The organism is Arthrobacter sp. zg-Y750 (genome assembly GCF_020907365.1).
Taxonomy (GTDB): Bacteria; Actinomycetota; Actinomycetes; order Actinomycetales; family Micrococcaceae; genus Arthrobacter_B.
In genome coordinates, this window is the sequence record NZ_JAJJOC010000013.1 from 141,089 (window position 1) to 157,415 (window position 16,327).

Consider the following 16,327-nt stretch of genomic DNA (forward strand, 5'->3'; position numbering starts at 1 on the left):
TTTATCCAATCTGGAACGAAAAAGTCCGTCCCCATCATAACCTCTATCGGCTGTAGAAATCGAAGCATCAAACGCGCCCGGGCGTATCCGCACACAGGTGGACGGCGCAGCCCCGGCCCGCGGATCCGTGGAGCCCCGGTCCGGACCCTGCCGGAGGCCCGCCGGAGCGGCACGGGGCAGGCAGGAAGCAGCCGTAGAGGATAAGGTTGGAGCGGACCTTTCCCCCGGCAACGCTGCGGCGTGGCGGGAGTGGGCCAATACAAAGAAGCACCCGGTATTTTCGAAGCACCCGCTTTTCGAAGCGCCCGGTATTTTCAGTCTCCGCAACGCAGGTTGCGAAAGGCGGAATCAATTGCTGCCGCAGATGCGGTATCGATTTCCGCCCGCAGTTGGTTGTAGTGGTAAAGGCACCGGAGGCACCCTGTGGGTTCACGGGGACTTCCGGGCATGTCCGGCGCTGTGCGGCGCCGGTTATCTGCACAGAGAGGGGCCCGGTAAACGTGCCACATATGGAAGAGCAAGAACTGACCTGGACCGAAACGGACCGCAAGGCAGTGGACACTGTCCGCGTCCTGGCGGCCGACGCCGTGGAAAAGGTCGGCAACGGCCATCCCGGCACGGCCATGAGCCTGGCCCCTGCCGCGTACCTTCTGTTCCAGAAGGTCATGCGCCACGATCCGTCGGATCCGCACTGGATCGGCCGCGACCGGTTCGTCCTCTCCCCCGGGCACACTTCCCTGACCCTGTACATTGAGCTCTTCCTCGCCGGCTACGGCCTGGAACTCGAAGACCTGAAGTCGCTGCGCACCTGGGGCTCCAAGACCCCCGGCCACCCCGAGTACCGCCACACCGACGGCGTCGAGATCACCACGGGTCCGCTGGGCCAGGGCCTGGCTTCCTCGGTTGGTTTCGCTTTCGCCCAGCGCCGCCTGCGCGGCCTGCTGGACGCCGACGCCGCAGAAGGCACCAGCCCGTTCGACCACACTGTCTGGGTTATCGCGTCCGACGGCGACCTGCAGGAAGGCGTCACCGCCGAAGCCTCCTCGCTGGCCGGGCACCAGGAACTGGGCAACCTGGTCGTGATCTACGACGAGAACCACATCTCCATCGAAGACGACACCGATATTGCCTTCACCGAAGACGTGCTCAAGCGTTACGAAGCGTACGGCTGGCACACCCAGCGCGTGGACTGGACCAAGACCGGCGAATACGTCGAAGACGTCAACGAGCTCTACAATGCCCTGATGGCGGCCAAGGCCGAAACCGGCCGGCCGTCCATCATTTCGCTGCGCACCATCATCGGCTGGCCTGCTCCGAACAAGCAGAACACCGGCAAGATCCACGGCTCCGCCCTGGGCACCGACGAGGTAGCCGCGCTGAAGGAAACACTGGGCTTCGACCCGGCTAAGAGCTTCGACGTCGACCCCGAGGTCCTCGAGCACGCCCGTCAGGCAGTAGCCCGCGGTGCCGAGGAACACACCAAGTGGAACGAAGGCTTCAAGGCCTGGCAGGAAGCCAACACCGAAGGTTCGGCCCTGCTGGCCCGCCTGGAGAAGGGCGAACTGCCCCAGGGCTGGGAAGCGTCCCTGCCCGTCTTCGAAGCAGGCAAGGACATGTCCACCCGCGCCGCGTCCGGCAAGGTCCTCTCCGCCATCGGCCCGGCCCTGCCCGAACTGTGGGGCGGTTCCGCTGACCTCGCGGAGTCCAACAACACCACCATCGAAGGCTCCCCGTCCTTCATTCCCGCCGGGAAGCAGACCAACGCCTGGGCCGGCAACCCCTACGGCCGGGTGCTGCACTTCGGCATCCGCGAGCATGCAGCCGCGGCGATCGTCAACGGCATCACGATGGACAGCAACACCCGCGCGTTCTCCGGTACGTTCCTGATCTTCAGCGACTACCAGCGCCCGGCCATCCGCCTTGGTGCCCTGATGGGCGTTCCGGCCATCTACGTCTGGACCCACGACTCCATCGGGCTCGGCGAAGACGGACCGACCCACCAGCCGGTGGAACAGCTCGCGTCCCTGCGCGCCATTCCCGGGCTCGACGTCGTGCGTCCGGGCGACGCCAACGAGGTGGCCGTGGCCTGGCGGACCATCCTGGAGAACACCGAGAACCCGGCCGGCATTGTGCTGACCCGGCAGAACATTCCCACCTACGCCCGGGGTGAAGGTGCGGCTACCGCCAACACGTTCGCCTCGGCAGAGGGCGCCGCCCGAGGCGGCTACGTGCTGGCCGAAGCTGTACGCGACGGCTTGGTTGTCACCCCGGACGTCATCCTGGTGGGCACCGGTTCCGAGGTCCAGCTGGCCGTCGAGGCCCGCGAAGCCCTCGCCGCCGAAGGCGTGGCGGCCCGCGTCGTCTCGATGCCCAGCATCGAATGGTTCAACAAGCAGGACCAGGACTACCGCGAGGCCGTGCTGCCCAAGGACATCCGGGCCCGCGTCTCCGTGGAAGCCGGCATCGCCCTGGGCTGGCGCGAGGTTGTCGGCGACGCCGGCCGCAGCGTTTCCCTGGAGCACTTCGGCGCTTCCGCCGACTACAAGACGCTGTACCGCGAATTCGGCATTACGGCCGACGCCGTGGCGCAGGCAGCCCGCGATTCCCTCGCAGCTGTTTCCGGCAGCGGATCCGCCCCGGCCGGCACCACCGGTGCCTCCTCCGGAGCCAAGTCCACCGAGACCGGCGACCAGCAGTAGACCCTTACTAAGGAGTAACACCATGACTTCAACTCCCACCGCCGCGCTCTCCGAAGCCGGCGTCTCCATCTGGCTGGACGACCTTTCCCGCGAACGGATTGTCTCCGGCTCCCTCAAGAAGCTCATCGATGAGAAGAACGTGGTTGGCGTAACCACCAACCCGAGCATCTTCGCGGCCGCCCTGGCCAACGGCGAGTCCTACGCCGCCCAGGTGCAGCAGCTGTCCCGTTCCGGCGCCGACGTCGACAAGTCCGTCTTCGAGATCACCACCGACGACGTCATCCAGGCCTGCGATGTCTTCGCCCCCGTAGCCGAGGCCACGCACGGCGTTGACGGCCGGGTGTCCATTGAGGTTGATCCGCGCCTGTCACGCGACACGCAGGGCACCATCAATGAGGCGAAGGAACTCTTCGACAAGGTTGGCCGCTACAACGTGCTGATCAAGATCCCCGCCACCAAAGAGGGACTGCCCGCGATCACGGCGACCCTGGCTGCCGGCATCAGCGTCAACGTGACGCTGATCTTCTCGCTGGAACGCTACCGCGAGGTCATTAACGCGTACATGCTGGGCATTGAGCAGGCCAAGGAAAACGGCCACGACCTCTCCACCATCCACTCCGTGGCCTCCTTCTTTGTTTCCCGCGTGGACGCCGAGATCGACAAGCGGCTGGACGGCATTGGCACCGACGAAGCCAAGGCACTGAAGGGCAAGGCCGGCCTGGCCAACGCCCGCCTGGCCTACCAGGTGTTCGAGGAGCAGTTCGCTTCCGAACGCTGGCAGGTCCTGTCCGCTGCCGGCGCCAACGCGCAGCGCCCGCTGTGGGCCTCCACCGGTGTCAAGGACCCGGCCCTGCCGGACACCCTGTACGTCACGGGGCTCGTGGCACCGCACACGGTGAACACCATGCCTGAGAAGACGCTGGAAGCCACTGCCGACCACGGCGAAGTCACCGGCAACACGGTATCCGGCACCTACGAAGAGTCCAACGCCGTGCTTGATTCCCTGGACGGCTTGGGCATCTCCTACAACGAGGTTGTGGAGCAGCTGGAAACCGAAGGCCTCGACAAGTTCGTGGCCAGCTGGGGAGAACTGCTGCAGACCGTTCAGACCGCACTGGATACCGCGAAAGAGGCATAGAAGAGATGACCACACTGTCCTTTGAAGCAGCCGGCGCCGCAAGCGAGGCCGTCGACGCCAAGGTTCCCGGACTCGTAGGCGACGAAGTCGCCTCCCGCCTGGTGGCGCAGGATCCCACCCTGTGGGGCCCCGACGCCGAAGCCGAGGCTTCCATCCGCCTCGGCTGGCTCAACCCCGGTGAGAGTTCCCGGCCGCTCCTGGGACAGATTGCGGCGCTGAGGGAAGAGCTTGCCGCAGAGTCGGTGACCCGCGTGGTCCTGGCCGGCATGGGCGGCTCTTCCCTGGCGCCCGAGGTCATCACCCGCACCGCGGGCGTGGACCTGACCGTCCTGGACTCCACCGACCCCGACGTGGTTGCGGCCGCGTTGGGTGAACGGCTGGCCGAAACCGTGATTGTGGTGTCCTCCAAGTCCGGTTCCACCGTGGAGACCGATTCCCAGCGCCGAGTCTTTGAACAGGCCTTCACCGACGCCGGGATCGATGCGAAGTCCCGGATCGTAGTGGTCACCGACCCCGGATCGCCGCTGGACGCCGCGGCCCGCGAAGCCGGCTACCGTGCCGTCTTCAACGCCGACCCCAACGTGGGCGGACGCTACTCCGCCCTCACCGCCTTCGGGCTGGTCCCGTCGGGCCTGGCCGGCGCGGACATTGAGACCCTCCTCGACGACGCCGAAATGACCGCCGAAATCCTGCGGGACGATGCTCCGGACAACATCGGCCTGGAACTCGGTGCCGCCCTTGGCGGAACCGAGCCGTTGCGCAACAAGATCGTCATAGTGGACGAGGGTTCCGGCCTGGCCGGTTTCCCGGACTGGGCCGAGCAGCTGATCGCCGAATCAACAGGCAAGCTCGGTACAGGTGTGCTGCCGGTCGTCGTCGAAGCCGGTGCTCCGGAGATCACCTCCGGTGCCGCCGACGTGCTGACCGTCCGGATTGTGCCGGTGGATTCCGAGGAACTGCCCGAAGGAGACCAGGTGGTGGTGTCGGGCAGCCTGGGGGCACAAATGATGCTGTGGGAGTTCGCCACCGCCGTGGCCGGACGGCTCCTGAACATCAACCCCTTTGACCAGCCGGACGTGGAGGCTGCCAAGAAGGCAGCCCGGGGCCTGCTTGATGCCACCCCCGAGCCCACCGAACCGGCGTTCATTGACGGTTCCGTCGAGGTCCGCGGCCCCGCCGACCTGCTAGGCACTGCCTCCACCCTGCGCGGCGCCCTCACGGCATTGCTGGGGCAGCTGGGCCCGGACGGCTACCTGAGCATCCAGGCCTACCTGGACCGCGCCAAGCAGTCCGGCCTCGCGGGCATCCGCGCGGACCTGGCGGCGGCTACCGGCCGTCCCGTTACCTTCGGCTGGGGCCCGCGCTTCCTGCACTCCACCGGCCAGTTCCACAAGGGCGGACCGGCACAGGGTGTGTACCTGCAGATCACCGGCCGTCCCGCCGGCGACGTGGCCATCCCCGAGCGGCCCTTCAGCTTCGCTGAACTGATCAGCGCGCAGGCGGCCGGCGACGCGTCTGTCCTGGCGGACCAGGGCCGGCCCGTGCTGCGGCTGCACCTGCTGAACCGCGATGAAGGCATCCGTGAAATCGAGAACGTCGTGCGGTCCCTGGCTGCAGAAAGTGGTAGCAACTAAATGTCCGCAGAGGAAAAGTCCGGGACGGGCAACCCCCTCCGGGATCCGCGCGACCGGCGGCTGAGCCGCATCGCGGGGCCGTCCTCCCTGGTGATCTTCGGAGTCACCGGCGATCTCGCCCGGAAAAAGCTCATCCCGGCCGTTTACGACCTGGCCAACCGGGGGCTCCTGCCGCCCAGCTTCTCGCTGGTCGGCTTCGGCCGCCGGCCCTGGAGCAACGAGGAATTCGCTGCGCAGGTGAAGGAATCCGTGCAGGCGCACTCGCGCACGGATTTCAACGAGAATGTATGGAAGCAGCTCGCCGAGGGCATCAGGTTCGTTGAAGGCGGCTTCGACAGCGACGAGGCCTTCGGGAAACTGAAGGAAACCCTGGAGGACCTCGACGCCGAACGCGGCACCCGCGGCAACCATGCTTTCTACCTCTCCGTGCCGCCGAAGTCCTTTGAACAGGTCTGCCAGCAGCTCTCCCGGCACGGGCTGGCCAAAACTTCCCAGGGCAAGTGGCGGCGGGTGGTGATCGAGAAGCCGTTTGGCCACGACTTGGCTTCCGCCCGCGAACTGAACAACGTGGTGGAATCGGTGTTCCCGGCAGACTCGGTGTTCCGGATCGACCACTACCTGGGCAAGGAAACCGTCCAGAACATCCTGGCCCTGCGCTTCGCGAATCAGCTCTTCGAGCCCATCTGGAACGCGAACCATGTGGACCACGTGCAGATCACCATGGCCGAGGACATCGGCATTGGCGGGCGTGCGGGGTATTACGACGGCGTGGGCGCAGCCCGAGACGTCATCCAGAACCACCTCCTGCAGCTGCTGGCCCTCACCGCCATGGAGGAGCCCATCTCCTTTGATGCTGACCACCTGCGCACCGAGAAGGAAAAGGTCCTGGCCGCCGTCCGGCTGCCGAAGGACCTCTCGCACAGCTCCGCCCGCGGCCAGTACACCGGCGGCTGGCAGGGCGGCGAGAAGGTGACGGGCTTCCTGGAGGAAGAGGGCTTCAACCCGGATTCCACCACGGAAACGTTCGCTGCCATCCGGCTGGACATCAACACCCGCCGCTGGGCCGGAGTGCCGTTCTACCTGCGGGCCGGCAAACGGCTGGGCCGGCGCGTCACGGAGATCGCCGTGGTCTTCAAGCGCTCCCCCAACCTGCTCTTCCGTGAACACAGTGAAGACGATTTCGGCCAGAACGCCGTCGTCATCCGTGTCCAGCCGGACGAAGGGGCGACCATCCGGTTCGGTTCGAAGGTGCCGGGCACCCAAATGGAGGTCCGGGATGTGTCCATGGACTTCGGATACGGGCATTCCTTTACGGAATCCAGCCCCGAGGCGTACGAACGCCTGATCCTGGACGTGCTGCTGGGCGAGCCTCCGCTCTTCCCCCGGCACCAGGAAGTGGAGCTGTCCTGGAAGATCGTGGACCCCTTCGAAGAATACTGGGCTACCCTGGACGGCCAGCCGGAGCCATACGCTCCGGGCAGCTGGGGCCCGGAATCCGCTAACGAACTGCTCGCCCGAGACGGAAGGACCTGGAGAAGGCCGTGATTGTAGACCTGCCCAACACCACCACCTCCAAGGTGTCCAAGGAAATTGTCGCCATGCGGGAGCGGGGCGGCGTGGTCACCCTCGGCCGTGTCCTGACCCTGGTGGTGGACACGCAGCCGGACTTCGTGGAAGAGGCCATCGCGGCGGCCAACGAAGCCAGCCGCGAACACCCCTGCCGCATCATTGTGCTGGCTGAGGGCAGCGCCGGCGACGAGACCCGGCTGGATGCTCAGATCCGGGTGGGCGGCGACGCCGGTGCCTCCGAAGTGATTGTCCTGTCCGGGCACGGCGAGCTGGCCGGGGAGAGCGAATCCCTGGTGTCCGCGCTGCTGCTGCCCGACGCCCCCATTGTTGCCTGGTGGCCGCACGGTGTGCCCGAGGATCCGGCGCAGACCCCGCTGGGCTGCATTGCGCACCGGCGCATCACTGACGCAGCCACGGAGGACAACCCCAAAAAGGCCCTGCTGCGCCTGGCCGAAACCTATGCGGCCGGCGATACGGACCTGAGCTGGACCCGCCTGACCAACTGGCGGGTGCAGCTTGCTGCGGTGCTGGACAACGCCGGATCATCGCCCGTGCAGGGGGTGGTCGTGGAGGGCGCCTCGGATTCGGCCAGCACCTTCCTGCTGGCCGCCTGGTTGAAGAAGGCACTGAAAGTTCCCGTGCAGATCATCGAAGGCGAAGCCGGGACCGGGATCCACCGTGTGGTGTTCGAGCGTCCCGAGGGAGACGTGGAACTGGCACGCCCGGACCAGGTCACCGCGCACCTGACCCAGCCGGGCCAGCCGGAACAGCAGATTTCCCTGCCGCGCCGGACCCTGCGGGACTGCCTGGCCGAGGAACTGCGCCGGCTGGACCCGGATGAGGTTTTCGGAGAAGTACTTACTGAGGGCCTGGCCGCGTGCCTGGTCCAGGAAGGGGCGACGGCGTGAAGCACTCCCCCAACGGCGTCAGCATCCACCCGGATCCGTCCGCCCTTGTATCGGCGACGGCCGCCCGCCTGCTTACCAAACTGGTGGATGTGCAGAGCCGGCGCGGGGAAGCCACAGTGGTCCTCACCGGAGGCACCGTGGGCATTGCGACGCTGGAAGCCGTAGCTGCCAACCCTGCGCGCACGGCCGTGGACTGGACCCGGGTGAACTTCTGGTGGGGAGACGAACGCTTCCTGCCCGCGGATGACCCGGAGCTGAATTCCTTCCAGGCGCGGCACGCGGTGCTGGAGCCGATGGGTGTCCCGGCGGAGCGCATCCACGCCGTCGCCACCGCCGGCGAGGTTGACACCGTGGAGGACGCCGCCGCGGATTATGCCCGGCGGCTGGCCCTGGCAGCGGAGGAAGAAGACCTGGCGCCCGGCTTTGAGTCCGTTGATCCGCGCCTGCCGCGCTTCGACGTGCTGCTGCTGGGGGTGGGCCCGGACGCCCACATCGCCTCGCTTTTCCCGGAGACGCCGGGAGTGCGGACCGTTGGGCAGACCACGGTGGCGGTACGGGACGCGCCCAAGCCGCCGCCGGAGCGGATCTCGCTGACGTTGGAGGCCATCAACACGGCCTCCGAAGTGTGGCTGGGGGTTGCCGGTGATGACAAGGCCGGCGCCGTGGGCCTTGCCCTGGCCGGCGCCGGGGAGATCCAGGTTCCGGCCGCCGGTGCCCGGGGACGGAACAAAACGCGGTGGCTGATCGACCAGGCCGCCGCTGCCCAGCTTTCGCGGCGCCTGCTGGACTCCGATCAGGAGCACGCCGGCGAGGATGACGACGAAGACTAGCGGCCGGTAACGGCATGCAGCAAAGAAGGCCCCCGGATAATCCGGGGGCCTTCTTTATGTCTTCCCGTGTCCGGGGTGCGTGCCTAGGCTTCGCCCGAGAAGCGCTGGAGCAGTCCCAGAGCCACGATAACCAGGCCCCAGGACAGGGCCAGGGCCACGGTGAAACGGTTGAGGTTCTTTTCGGCAACACCGGAGGAGCCGAGGCTGCTGGTCATGCCGCCGCCGAACATGTCCGACATACCGCCGCCGCGGCCTTTGTGCAGCAGGATAAGCAGCGTCAGCAGCAGGCTCGTGATGGCAAGAAGCACCAGCAGGATGATCTTCAGAATTTCCACTTACGGCCTTTCGGGTGACTCATGGATTGGGGACGCCGCTGCGGCGTCCTTCAGCTGCAGTTCAGTCAGTCACCAGATGTTGTTCGAACCTGACAATATTAGCAAATTCGCCTACATCCAAACTGGCACCGCCCACCAGCACGCCGTCCACGTCGCGTTCGCCCAGAATGCTTGCTGCGTTTGCGGCCTTGACCGAGCCGCCGTAAAGCAGGCGGGTCTTGGCGGCTGTCGCGTCGTCGTACAGATCGGCGATTTCGGCGCGGATGGCGGCGCACATTTCCTGTGCATCATCCGGTCCGGCTACTTCGCCGGTGCCGATGGCCCAGATGGGTTCGTACGCGATGACCAGGGTGGAGACCTGCTCGGCGTCCAGTCCGGCGAGGTCGGCGCGGACCTGCTCCAGGGTGTGCATCACGTGGTCTCCGGCCTGGCGGACCTCAAGGCCCTCCCCCACGCAGAGGACGGGTACAAGGTTGTTGCGGTAGGCAGCCTTCAGCTTTTCATTCAGCAGCTCGTCGGTTTCGCCGTGCACTGCACGGCGTTCGCTGTGGCCCACCAGGACGTAGCTGCAGCCGAGCTTGGAGAGGAACTGTCCGGAGATGTCGCCCGTGTAGGCGCCCGAATCCTTCGGGGAAAGATCCTGGGCTCCGTATTCCACCTTCAGCTTGTCGCCGGCCACCAGGGTCTGCGTGCTGCGCAGGTCGGTGAACGGAGGGAACACGACCACCTCCACGCGGCCGTAGTCGTGGCGGGCGTCGCTGAGGGTCCAGGCCAGCTTCTGCAGCAGGGTGATGCCCTGGACGTGGTCCATGTTCATCTTCCAGTTGCCGGCGATCAGGGGTGTGCGGTCGAACTTGCCGTTCGTGGAGGTTGTCATGGTTGCTCCGGTTTCTTGCTTAATGGTTCTTGGGACAGGACATGCAGATGCGGGTCCGCAGCTGTTGAGGGCCGCGGACCCGCACCGGGAAACTACTGGTCCAGGACGGTGAGGCCCGGCAGGGCCTTGCCTTCCAGATATTCGAGGCTGGCGCCGCCGCCGGTGGAGATGTGCCCGAAGTCGGCTTCCGAGAACCCGAGCTTGCGCACTGCCGCCGCCGAATCGCCGCCACCGACCACGCTGAAGCCCGAGGAGTCCTTCAGTGCCTGTGCTACGGCGCGGGTGCCATTGGCGAAGGCCTCGAACTCGAACACGCCCATGGGGCCGTTCCAGAAGATGGTCCGGCCCTTGCCGATATGTTCGGCAAACGCGTCCGCGGAATCCGGACCGATGTCCAGGCCGATGCCGGCGGCACCGAAGCGGCTGCTCTCCATCGCGTCCGCAGGAACGGTCTGGACGTCGGCATCGGCAGCGAACTTGTCCGCCACCACAATGTCGGTGGGCAGGACGAACTCGCAGCCCACTTCCTTTGCCCGGCTGAGGTAGCCCTTCACATTTTCGATCTGGTCTGCCTCAAGCAGGGAGGCGCCCACGTTGTATCCCTGTGCGGCCAGGAACGTGAACACCATTCCACCTCCCACCAGCAGGTAGTCGGCGCGGTCCATCAGGTTTTCGATCACTGCCAGCTTGTCCGAAACCTTCGAACCGCCCAGCACCACCACGTAGGGTTTTTCCGGGTTTTCGGTGAGGCGCTTGAGCACCTGGACCTCGGTATGGACCAGGTCGCCCTCGTAGGCCGGCAGGACTTCGGCGATGTCGTAGACGCTGGCGTGCTTGCGGTGCACTGCACCGAAGGCATCATCCACGTACGCTCCGTTGCCGCCGGTCAGCGCCGCCAGGTCACGGGCAAGTGCCTGCCGCTCGGCGTCGTCCTTGGAGGTCTCACGCGGGTCGAACCGGATGTTCTGCAGCACCAGCACGGAACCTGAAGCCAGCGAACCGGCCAGCCCGCTCGCGCTGCCGCCGACCACGTCCTCGGCGAACTCCACCGAAAACGGTGCGAGCTCGTCGAGGCGGTCGACGGCGGGACGCAGCGAGTACTTCTCGTCCGGCTGCCCCTTGGGACGGCCGAGGTGAGCCATCACAATGACCTTGGCACCGTGCTCCACCAGAACCTGGAGAGTGGGGATGGAGGCACGGATGCGGCCGTCGTCGGTGACCCGGCCGTCGTCCAACGGAACATTCAGATCCGATCGGACGAGCACGTACCTGTCCTCGACGCCGTCGCTGATCAGGTCGGAGAGAGTTTTGACAGTCATGTCTACCTTTGCGTACTCGGTTGGTTAAAGCTTGGAGGCAACGAGCGTGGTGAGGTCCACCAGTCGGTTGGAGTAGCCCCACTCGTTGTCGTACCAGCCAACAACCTTTACTTCGTTGCCCATTACGCGGGTCAGGCCCGAGTCGAAGATGCAGGAGGCCGGGTCGGTGACGATGTCGGAGGACACAATCGGCTCGTCGGTGTAGCGCAGGATCCCGGCCAGCGGACCGCTGGCGGCCGTCTTGTAGACATCGTTGATTTCATCCACGGAGGCTTCCCGGCCCACGGTGACCGTGAGGTCGGTGACCGAACCTGTGGGGACCGGAACACGCAGGGCGAAGCCGTCCAGCTTGCCGTCCAGTTCCGGCAGGACCAGGCCGATAGCCTTGGCTGCTCCGGTGGAGGTGGGAACAATGTTCAGGGCTGCGGCACGTGCCCGGCGCAGGTCCCGGTGCGGGCCGTCCTGCAGGTTCTGGTCTGCAGTGTAGGCGTGCACGGTGGTCATCAGGCCGCGCTCGATGCCGAAGGCTTCGTGCAGGACCTTGGCCAGCGGGCCGAGGCAGTTCGTGGTGCAGGAGGCATTGGAAATGATGTTGTGGCTGGCGGGGTTGTAGTCGCCGTCGTTGACGCCCATCACGACGGTGATGTCCGAGCCTTTGCCCGGAGCGGAGATCAGGACCTTTTTCGCACCCGCATCAAGGTGCTTCTTGGCGTCTTCGGCCTTGGTGAAGAACCCGGTGGACTCGATGACGATGTCTACGCCGAGGTCTTTCCAGGGAAGGTTGGAGGGATCGCGTTCGGCAAGGACCTTGATGGTCTTGCCTCCCACCACAATGTTGCCTTCACGCACTTCGAGGTCGGCGCCCAGCCGGCCGGTCACGGAGTCGTACTTCAGGAGGTGGGCGAGGGTTTCGGGGCTGGTCAGGTCGTTGACGGCGACAATGTCGAGGTCTGCGTTCTGCTCCAGGGCGGCTCGGAAGTAGTTGCGGCCGATACGTCCGAATCCGTTGATTCCAACACGAGTAGTCACTTTTCTGTCTCCTTGATAGGGGGTCAATTGAGAACTGTGTGACCTCGGGTATGAAGCCACCGGACTGACTGCGGCCTGACACGTTCCGCTGGGGAAAGCTTTCCGGCAGTGCCGGCGGAACGGGGCCGTGGCCCCGTCCTGCCGGCGCTGCCGGCTGGACGGGGACCTACGGATTTATCTTACGCGTCACAGTCCCCGTAGGGACCGGGGCACCCGCACAATTGTGCGGCACAGGCGGCGACTAGGCGGGAACGATCAGCGACTTCGCACCGGTGCGGGCGGCGTCGAAACGTGCGGCGACGTCGGCCCAGTTGACGATGTTCCACCATGCCTTGACGTAGTCGCCCTTCACGTTGGCGTAGTCGAGGTAGTAGGAGTGCTCCCACATATCCAGCATCAGCAGCGGGATGGTTCCGACGGGAACGTTGCCCTGCTGATCGTAGAGCTGCTCGATAACGAGGTTCTTGCCCAGCGGTTCGTAGGCCAGGATGGACCAGCCGGAGCCCTGGATGGAGTTGGCCACGGCAGTGAACTGGCCGCGGAAGCCGTCGAAGGAGCCGAAGAACTCGTCAATGGCTGCCGCCAGCTCGCCTTCGGGCTTGTCGCCGCCGTCCGGGGACATGTTGTTCCAGAAAATGCTGTGGTTGGTGTGGCCGCCCAGGTGGAAGGCCAGGTCCTTGGAGAGCTTGCCGATGGTACCGAACTCGCCCTTGTCGCGTGCTTCGGCCATCTGGGCCAGGGCAGTGTTCGCGCCGGCTACGTACGTGGCATGGTGCTTGTCGTGGTGCAGCTCCATGATGCGTGCGGAAATGTGCGGTTCCAGGGCTGCGTAGTCGTACGGCAGTTCCGGCAGTGTGTATTCGTTCACGAAAATCCTCCGTTGAAGTGTCGGATCAAAGATCCGGACGGAATTCCCATCCGGAAATTCTTCGTGCCGCCCCAAAAGGCAGCAGACTTAGTCCATCCTATGCAATTACGCCATCCAGCCAACATTGGGCTGCCGGGCCGGGACGGCGCTATTCGTCCAACATTTCCGGAGTGACACTGGATTCGGTACCCGGAATGCCCAATTCCGCCGCACGTTTGTCCGCCATGGCCAGCAAACGGCGGATTCTCCCCGCAATGGCGTCCTTGGTCATGGGCGGGTCGGCCAGGTGCCCGAGCTCGTCCAGGCTGGCCTGCTTATGCGCAACGCGCAATTCACCCGCGTAGCGCAGGTGCTCGGGCACGTCCTCGCCGAGGATCTCCAGGGCTCGTTCCACCCGTGCGCCGGCAGCAACGGCGGCCTGCGCGGAACGGCGGAGATTCGCGTCGTCGAAATTCGCCAGGCGGTTGGCGGTCGCCCGCACTTCCTTGCGCATGCGGCGCTCTTCCCAGACCATCAGCGCGTCGTGGGCGCCCATCCGGGTCAGCAGGGCGGCAATGGTGTCGCCGTCGCGGATCACTACCCGGTCAACGCCGCGCACCTCGCGCGCCTTGGCGGCGATGCCGATCCGGCGTGCGGAGCCCACCAGGGCCAGGGCCGCCTCGGGCCCGGGGCAGGTGACCTCCAGGGAGGACGAGCGTCCGGGCTCGGTGAGCGAACCGTGGGCGAGGAACGCTCCGCGCCAGACAGCCTCGGCGTCGGCGGCAGAACCGTTGACCACCACGGAGGGCAGGCCGCGGACGGGTCTTCCCCGGGCATCCAGCAGGCCGGTCTGCCGCGCCAGGGACTCCCCGTCGCGGACCACACGCACCACATAGCGGTTCCCGCGGCGCAGTCCCCCGCCGGACACCACAATGATGTCGCTGGCGTGCCCATAGACCTCGGCAATGGCCGAGCGGAGCCGGCGGGCCGTGGACGCGAGGTCCACCTCGGCCTCAATGACGATGCGCCCGGAAATAATGTGCAGCCCGCCGGCAAAACGCAGCATTGCCGACACTTCGGCCTTTCGGACCGAGGACTTCTTCACGTCCAGCCGTGACAGTTCCTCTTTTACAGCTGCGGTCAACGCCACAAATACACTCCTAGTTCTCCCCAAAAATATCGTGGAAGGCGGTTGCGAGGCGGAGCGGATCATGGATCGGACGCCCCGTCGCTGCCCCCACCTTACCGAAGACGGCTCGGCCGCCCATTTGGGCGACAGCGTCCTCGAAGGCCGCGCGGTCACCCACCACCGACGGATCCGCCAGCACCGCGTCCACTTTGAACTCCGGTGCGTAGCGCCGGATTACGGCGAGGTGGTCCACCGCGCTCATGCCTGCAGTTTCAGTGGTTTCGTTGCTGAGGTTCATGGTCAGGCACCGCTTGGCTGCCGTGGCGCACAGTGCGTCGCGCATCTGCGGCAGCATCAGGTGAGGCAGGACCGAGGTGTACCAGGACCCCGGCCCCAGAATCACCCAGTCGGCGCCCTCAATGGCGTCCAGGGCAGCCGGACAGGCCGGCGCGTCGGTGGGCAGCAGCCGTACGTCCGTCACATTGGTGCGGGCCCCTGCAGCTGCCAGCCGGGCCTGGCCGCTGACGGTTTCCACCCGGTCCCCGTCCGGCGTGCGGCGGATCACGTCGCCCTCAATGGTCAGCGGCATAGTGGACATCGGCAGGACCTGTCCGCGGGCACCGAGCAGCGCTCCGGCCCACTGCAGTCCGGCCACCGGATCCCCCAGCAGCTCCCAGAGCGTGACGATCAGCAGGTTGCCCAGCGCATGGTCGTCCAGGGAGCCGTCCACCCCGGGCTGGGAGCGGAAACGGTGCTGCATCACGTCGCGCCAGGTCCGGCCCCAGTCAGTGTCATCGCAGAGCGCAGCCAGCGCCATGCGCAGGTCGCCGGGCGGGAGGACGCCGAGCTCGCGGCGCAGCCGGCCGGAGGAACCGCCGTCGTCGGCCACCGTCACGACGGCGGTGAGGTCGGTGGTCAGCAGGCGCAGGGCGGAAAGCGAAGCGGAAAGGCCGTGGCCGCCTCCCAGCGCGACTACCGATCCGGGACCGCCACCGCTCCCCCGGCCGGCCTTGCCCTCCGGAATCAGGGGCAGCGGGCCGGTGAGGAAGGACATTATTCGCGCCCCAGATCCCGGTGGTGCGAGCTGACCGTGACCCGGGGCAGCTGGGCAAGGCGCTTGGCCAGTTCCTCGGTGACCGCCACGGAACGGTGCTTACCGCCCGTGCAGCCCACGGCGATGGTTGCGTAGTGCTTGTTCTCTCGGCGGTAGCCGTCAATCACGGGCTCCAGCGCCTCGACGTAGCGGTCCAGGAATTCAGCGGTGCCCTTGGCCTGCAGCACGTAGTCCCGGACGTCCTCATCCAGCCCGGTGTGCGGACGCAGCTGCGGGACCCAGTGCGGGTTGGGAATGAAGCGGACATCGGCCACGTAGTTGGCGTCAACGGGGAGCCCGTATTTGAAGCCGAAGCTCATGATGTTCAGGCGCAGCACAATGGGGCCGGACTCGGTGAAAAGCTCGGTCACCGTGGTGGCCAGGGCATGGACGTTCAGCTTGGAGGTGTCCACCACGACGTCGGAGGAATCGCGCAGTTCCTGCACTACCTCGCGTTCGGCGGCGATGCCGTCTAGGATACTGCCGTCCCCCTGCAGCGGGTGCGGACGGCGGCCCTGCTCAAACCGGCGGACCAGGGTGGCGTCGTCGGCGTCCAGGAACAGCAGGCGGTAGGTTACCCCGGCGGTGCGCAGGTTGCGCAGCGCTTCGCGGATGTCCTGGAACAGTTCCTTGCTCCGGACGTCGATGACGACGGCGAGCTTGGGAATGGACTGCGGCATCCGGGAAACGAGTTCGGTGAGGGTACCCAGCATGAGCGGCGGCAGGTTCTCCACCACGTACCAGCCGTGGTCTTCCAACGCATTGGCGGCCGTGCTCCGTCCGGCACCGGACATGCCCGTGACCACGAGCAGTTCCGATTCCTCAGGCTTGACTATGGTCAACCCGTCCTCTTGCGTCATTGCTGTGATCCCATCCTGTTTACCCTGTTGCCCGGTTGCGCCGGCGCTGGTGCAGCGGAA

14 protein-coding genes are annotated in these 16,327 nt (G+C 66.0%); 6 read left to right on the top strand and 8 right to left on the bottom strand.

Annotation, left to right across the window (positions count from 1 at the left end; all coding sequences use genetic code 11):
* The first annotated feature begins 509 nt into the window (after positions 1-509).
* Genes tkt through pgl form a run of 6 tightly spaced genes read left to right on the top strand, consistent with a single transcriptional unit; the run spans position 510 to position 8,778 of the window.
* On the top strand, positions 510-2,699 hold the full coding sequence (tkt, locus tag LOC57_RS08525) for a transketolase (protein ID WP_229959145.1): 2,190 nt from the start codon (positions 510-512) through the stop codon (positions 2,697-2,699).
* Between the two features lie 22 nt (positions 2,700-2,721).
* Entirely contained in the window at positions 2,722-3,837 is a 1,116-nt protein-coding gene (gene tal / locus LOC57_RS08530; RefSeq protein ID WP_229959147.1) for a transaldolase, read from the top strand.
* A 5-nt stretch (positions 3,838-3,842) separates the two neighbouring features.
* Complete coding sequence (locus LOC57_RS08535) at positions 3,843-5,471, top strand: glucose-6-phosphate isomerase (RefSeq protein ID WP_229959149.1); 1,629 nt, start codon at positions 3,843-3,845, stop codon at positions 5,469-5,471.
* Positions 5,472-7,016: a glucose-6-phosphate dehydrogenase gene (gene zwf / locus LOC57_RS08540; RefSeq protein WP_227911331.1), complete on the top strand. Its 1,545-nt coding sequence runs from the start codon at positions 5,472-5,474 to the stop codon at positions 7,014-7,016. It begins immediately after the preceding gene.
* Positions 7,013-7,948, top strand: coding sequence for a glucose-6-phosphate dehydrogenase assembly protein OpcA (locus tag LOC57_RS08545; RefSeq protein WP_227911330.1), 936 nt, complete (start codon positions 7,013-7,015; stop codon positions 7,946-7,948). Before zwf ends, LOC57_RS08545 begins: the two co-directional genes overlap by 4 nt.
* Positions 7,945-8,778, top strand: a complete 834-nt coding sequence (pgl, locus tag LOC57_RS08550; RefSeq protein ID WP_227926319.1) for a 6-phosphogluconolactonase — start codon at positions 7,945-7,947, stop codon at positions 8,776-8,778. The genes LOC57_RS08545 and pgl overlap by 4 nt, the downstream gene beginning before the upstream one ends.
* An 83-nt stretch (positions 8,779-8,861) precedes the next feature.
* Here pgl and secG read toward each other — a convergent pair whose 3' ends face one another.
* The 8 genes from secG to rapZ form a co-directional block, all read right to left on the bottom strand.
* Positions 8,862-9,113 (bottom strand): preprotein translocase subunit SecG, encoded by a 252-nt coding sequence (gene secG / locus LOC57_RS08555; protein ID WP_227911328.1) that lies wholly within the window; start codon positions 9,111-9,113, stop codon positions 8,862-8,864.
* A gap of 61 nt (positions 9,114-9,174) precedes the next feature.
* Positions 9,175-9,990 carry a triose-phosphate isomerase gene (tpiA, locus tag LOC57_RS08560; protein WP_227911327.1) on the bottom strand — a complete coding sequence of 272 codons (816 nt, stop codon included), beginning with the start codon at positions 9,988-9,990 and terminating at the stop codon, positions 9,175-9,177.
* A gap of 92 nt (positions 9,991-10,082) precedes the next feature.
* The gene (locus LOC57_RS08565) at positions 10,083-11,309 is read right to left on the bottom strand and encodes a phosphoglycerate kinase (protein WP_227911326.1); all 1,227 of its coding nucleotides are present in this window, start codon (positions 11,307-11,309) and stop codon (positions 10,083-10,085) included.
* Positions 11,310-11,333: 24 nt separating this feature from the next.
* Positions 11,334-12,338, bottom strand: coding sequence for a type I glyceraldehyde-3-phosphate dehydrogenase (gene gap / locus LOC57_RS08570; protein WP_227911325.1), 1,005 nt, complete (start codon positions 12,336-12,338; stop codon positions 11,334-11,336).
* A 241-nt stretch (positions 12,339-12,579) separates the two neighbouring features.
* Positions 12,580-13,206, bottom strand: coding sequence for a superoxide dismutase (locus tag LOC57_RS08575; protein ID WP_227911324.1), 627 nt, complete (start codon positions 13,204-13,206; stop codon positions 12,580-12,582).
* Between the two features lie 148 nt (positions 13,207-13,354).
* Positions 13,355-14,335, bottom strand: a complete 981-nt coding sequence (gene whiA, locus LOC57_RS08580; RefSeq protein ID WP_227911323.1) for a DNA-binding protein WhiA — start codon at positions 14,333-14,335, stop codon at positions 13,355-13,357.
* A gap of 10 nt (positions 14,336-14,345) precedes the next feature.
* On the bottom strand, positions 14,346-15,368 hold the full coding sequence (locus LOC57_RS08585) for a gluconeogenesis factor YvcK family protein (protein ID WP_227911322.1): 1,023 nt from the start codon (positions 15,366-15,368) through the stop codon (positions 14,346-14,348).
* Positions 15,368-16,267, bottom strand: coding sequence for an RNase adapter RapZ (rapZ, locus tag LOC57_RS08590; RefSeq protein WP_227911321.1), 900 nt, complete (start codon positions 16,265-16,267; stop codon positions 15,368-15,370). Before rapZ ends, LOC57_RS08585 begins: the two co-directional genes overlap by 1 nt.
* Between the last annotated feature and the right edge of the window lie 60 nt (positions 16,268-16,327).

Bases quoted from the DNA above. Each gene is read 5' to 3' on its own strand.
- LOC57_RS08535 (WP_229959149.1), top strand. From the start codon at position 3,843: ATGACCACACTGTCCTTTGAAGCAGCCGGCGCCGCAAGCGAGGCCGTC.
- LOC57_RS08565 (WP_227911326.1), bottom strand. From the start codon at position 11,309: ATGACTGTCAAAACTCTCTCCGACCTGATCAGCGACGGCGTCGAGGAC.
- zwf (WP_227911331.1), top strand. From the start codon at position 5,472: ATGTCCGCAGAGGAAAAGTCCGGGACGGGCAACCCCCTCCGGGATCCG.
- tal (WP_229959147.1), top strand. From the start codon at position 2,722: ATGACTTCAACTCCCACCGCCGCGCTCTCCGAAGCCGGCGTCTCCATC.
- tpiA (WP_227911327.1), bottom strand. From the start codon at position 9,990: ATGACAACCTCCACGAACGGCAAGTTCGACCGCACACCCCTGATCGCC.
- tkt (WP_229959145.1), top strand. From the start codon at position 510: ATGGAAGAGCAAGAACTGACCTGGACCGAAACGGACCGCAAGGCAGTG.
- rapZ (WP_227911321.1), bottom strand. From the start codon at position 16,267: ATGACGCAAGAGGACGGGTTGACCATAGTCAAGCCTGAGGAATCGGAA.
- LOC57_RS08585 (WP_227911322.1), bottom strand. From the start codon at position 15,368: ATGTCCTTCCTCACCGGCCCGCTGCCCCTGATTCCGGAGGGCAAGGCC.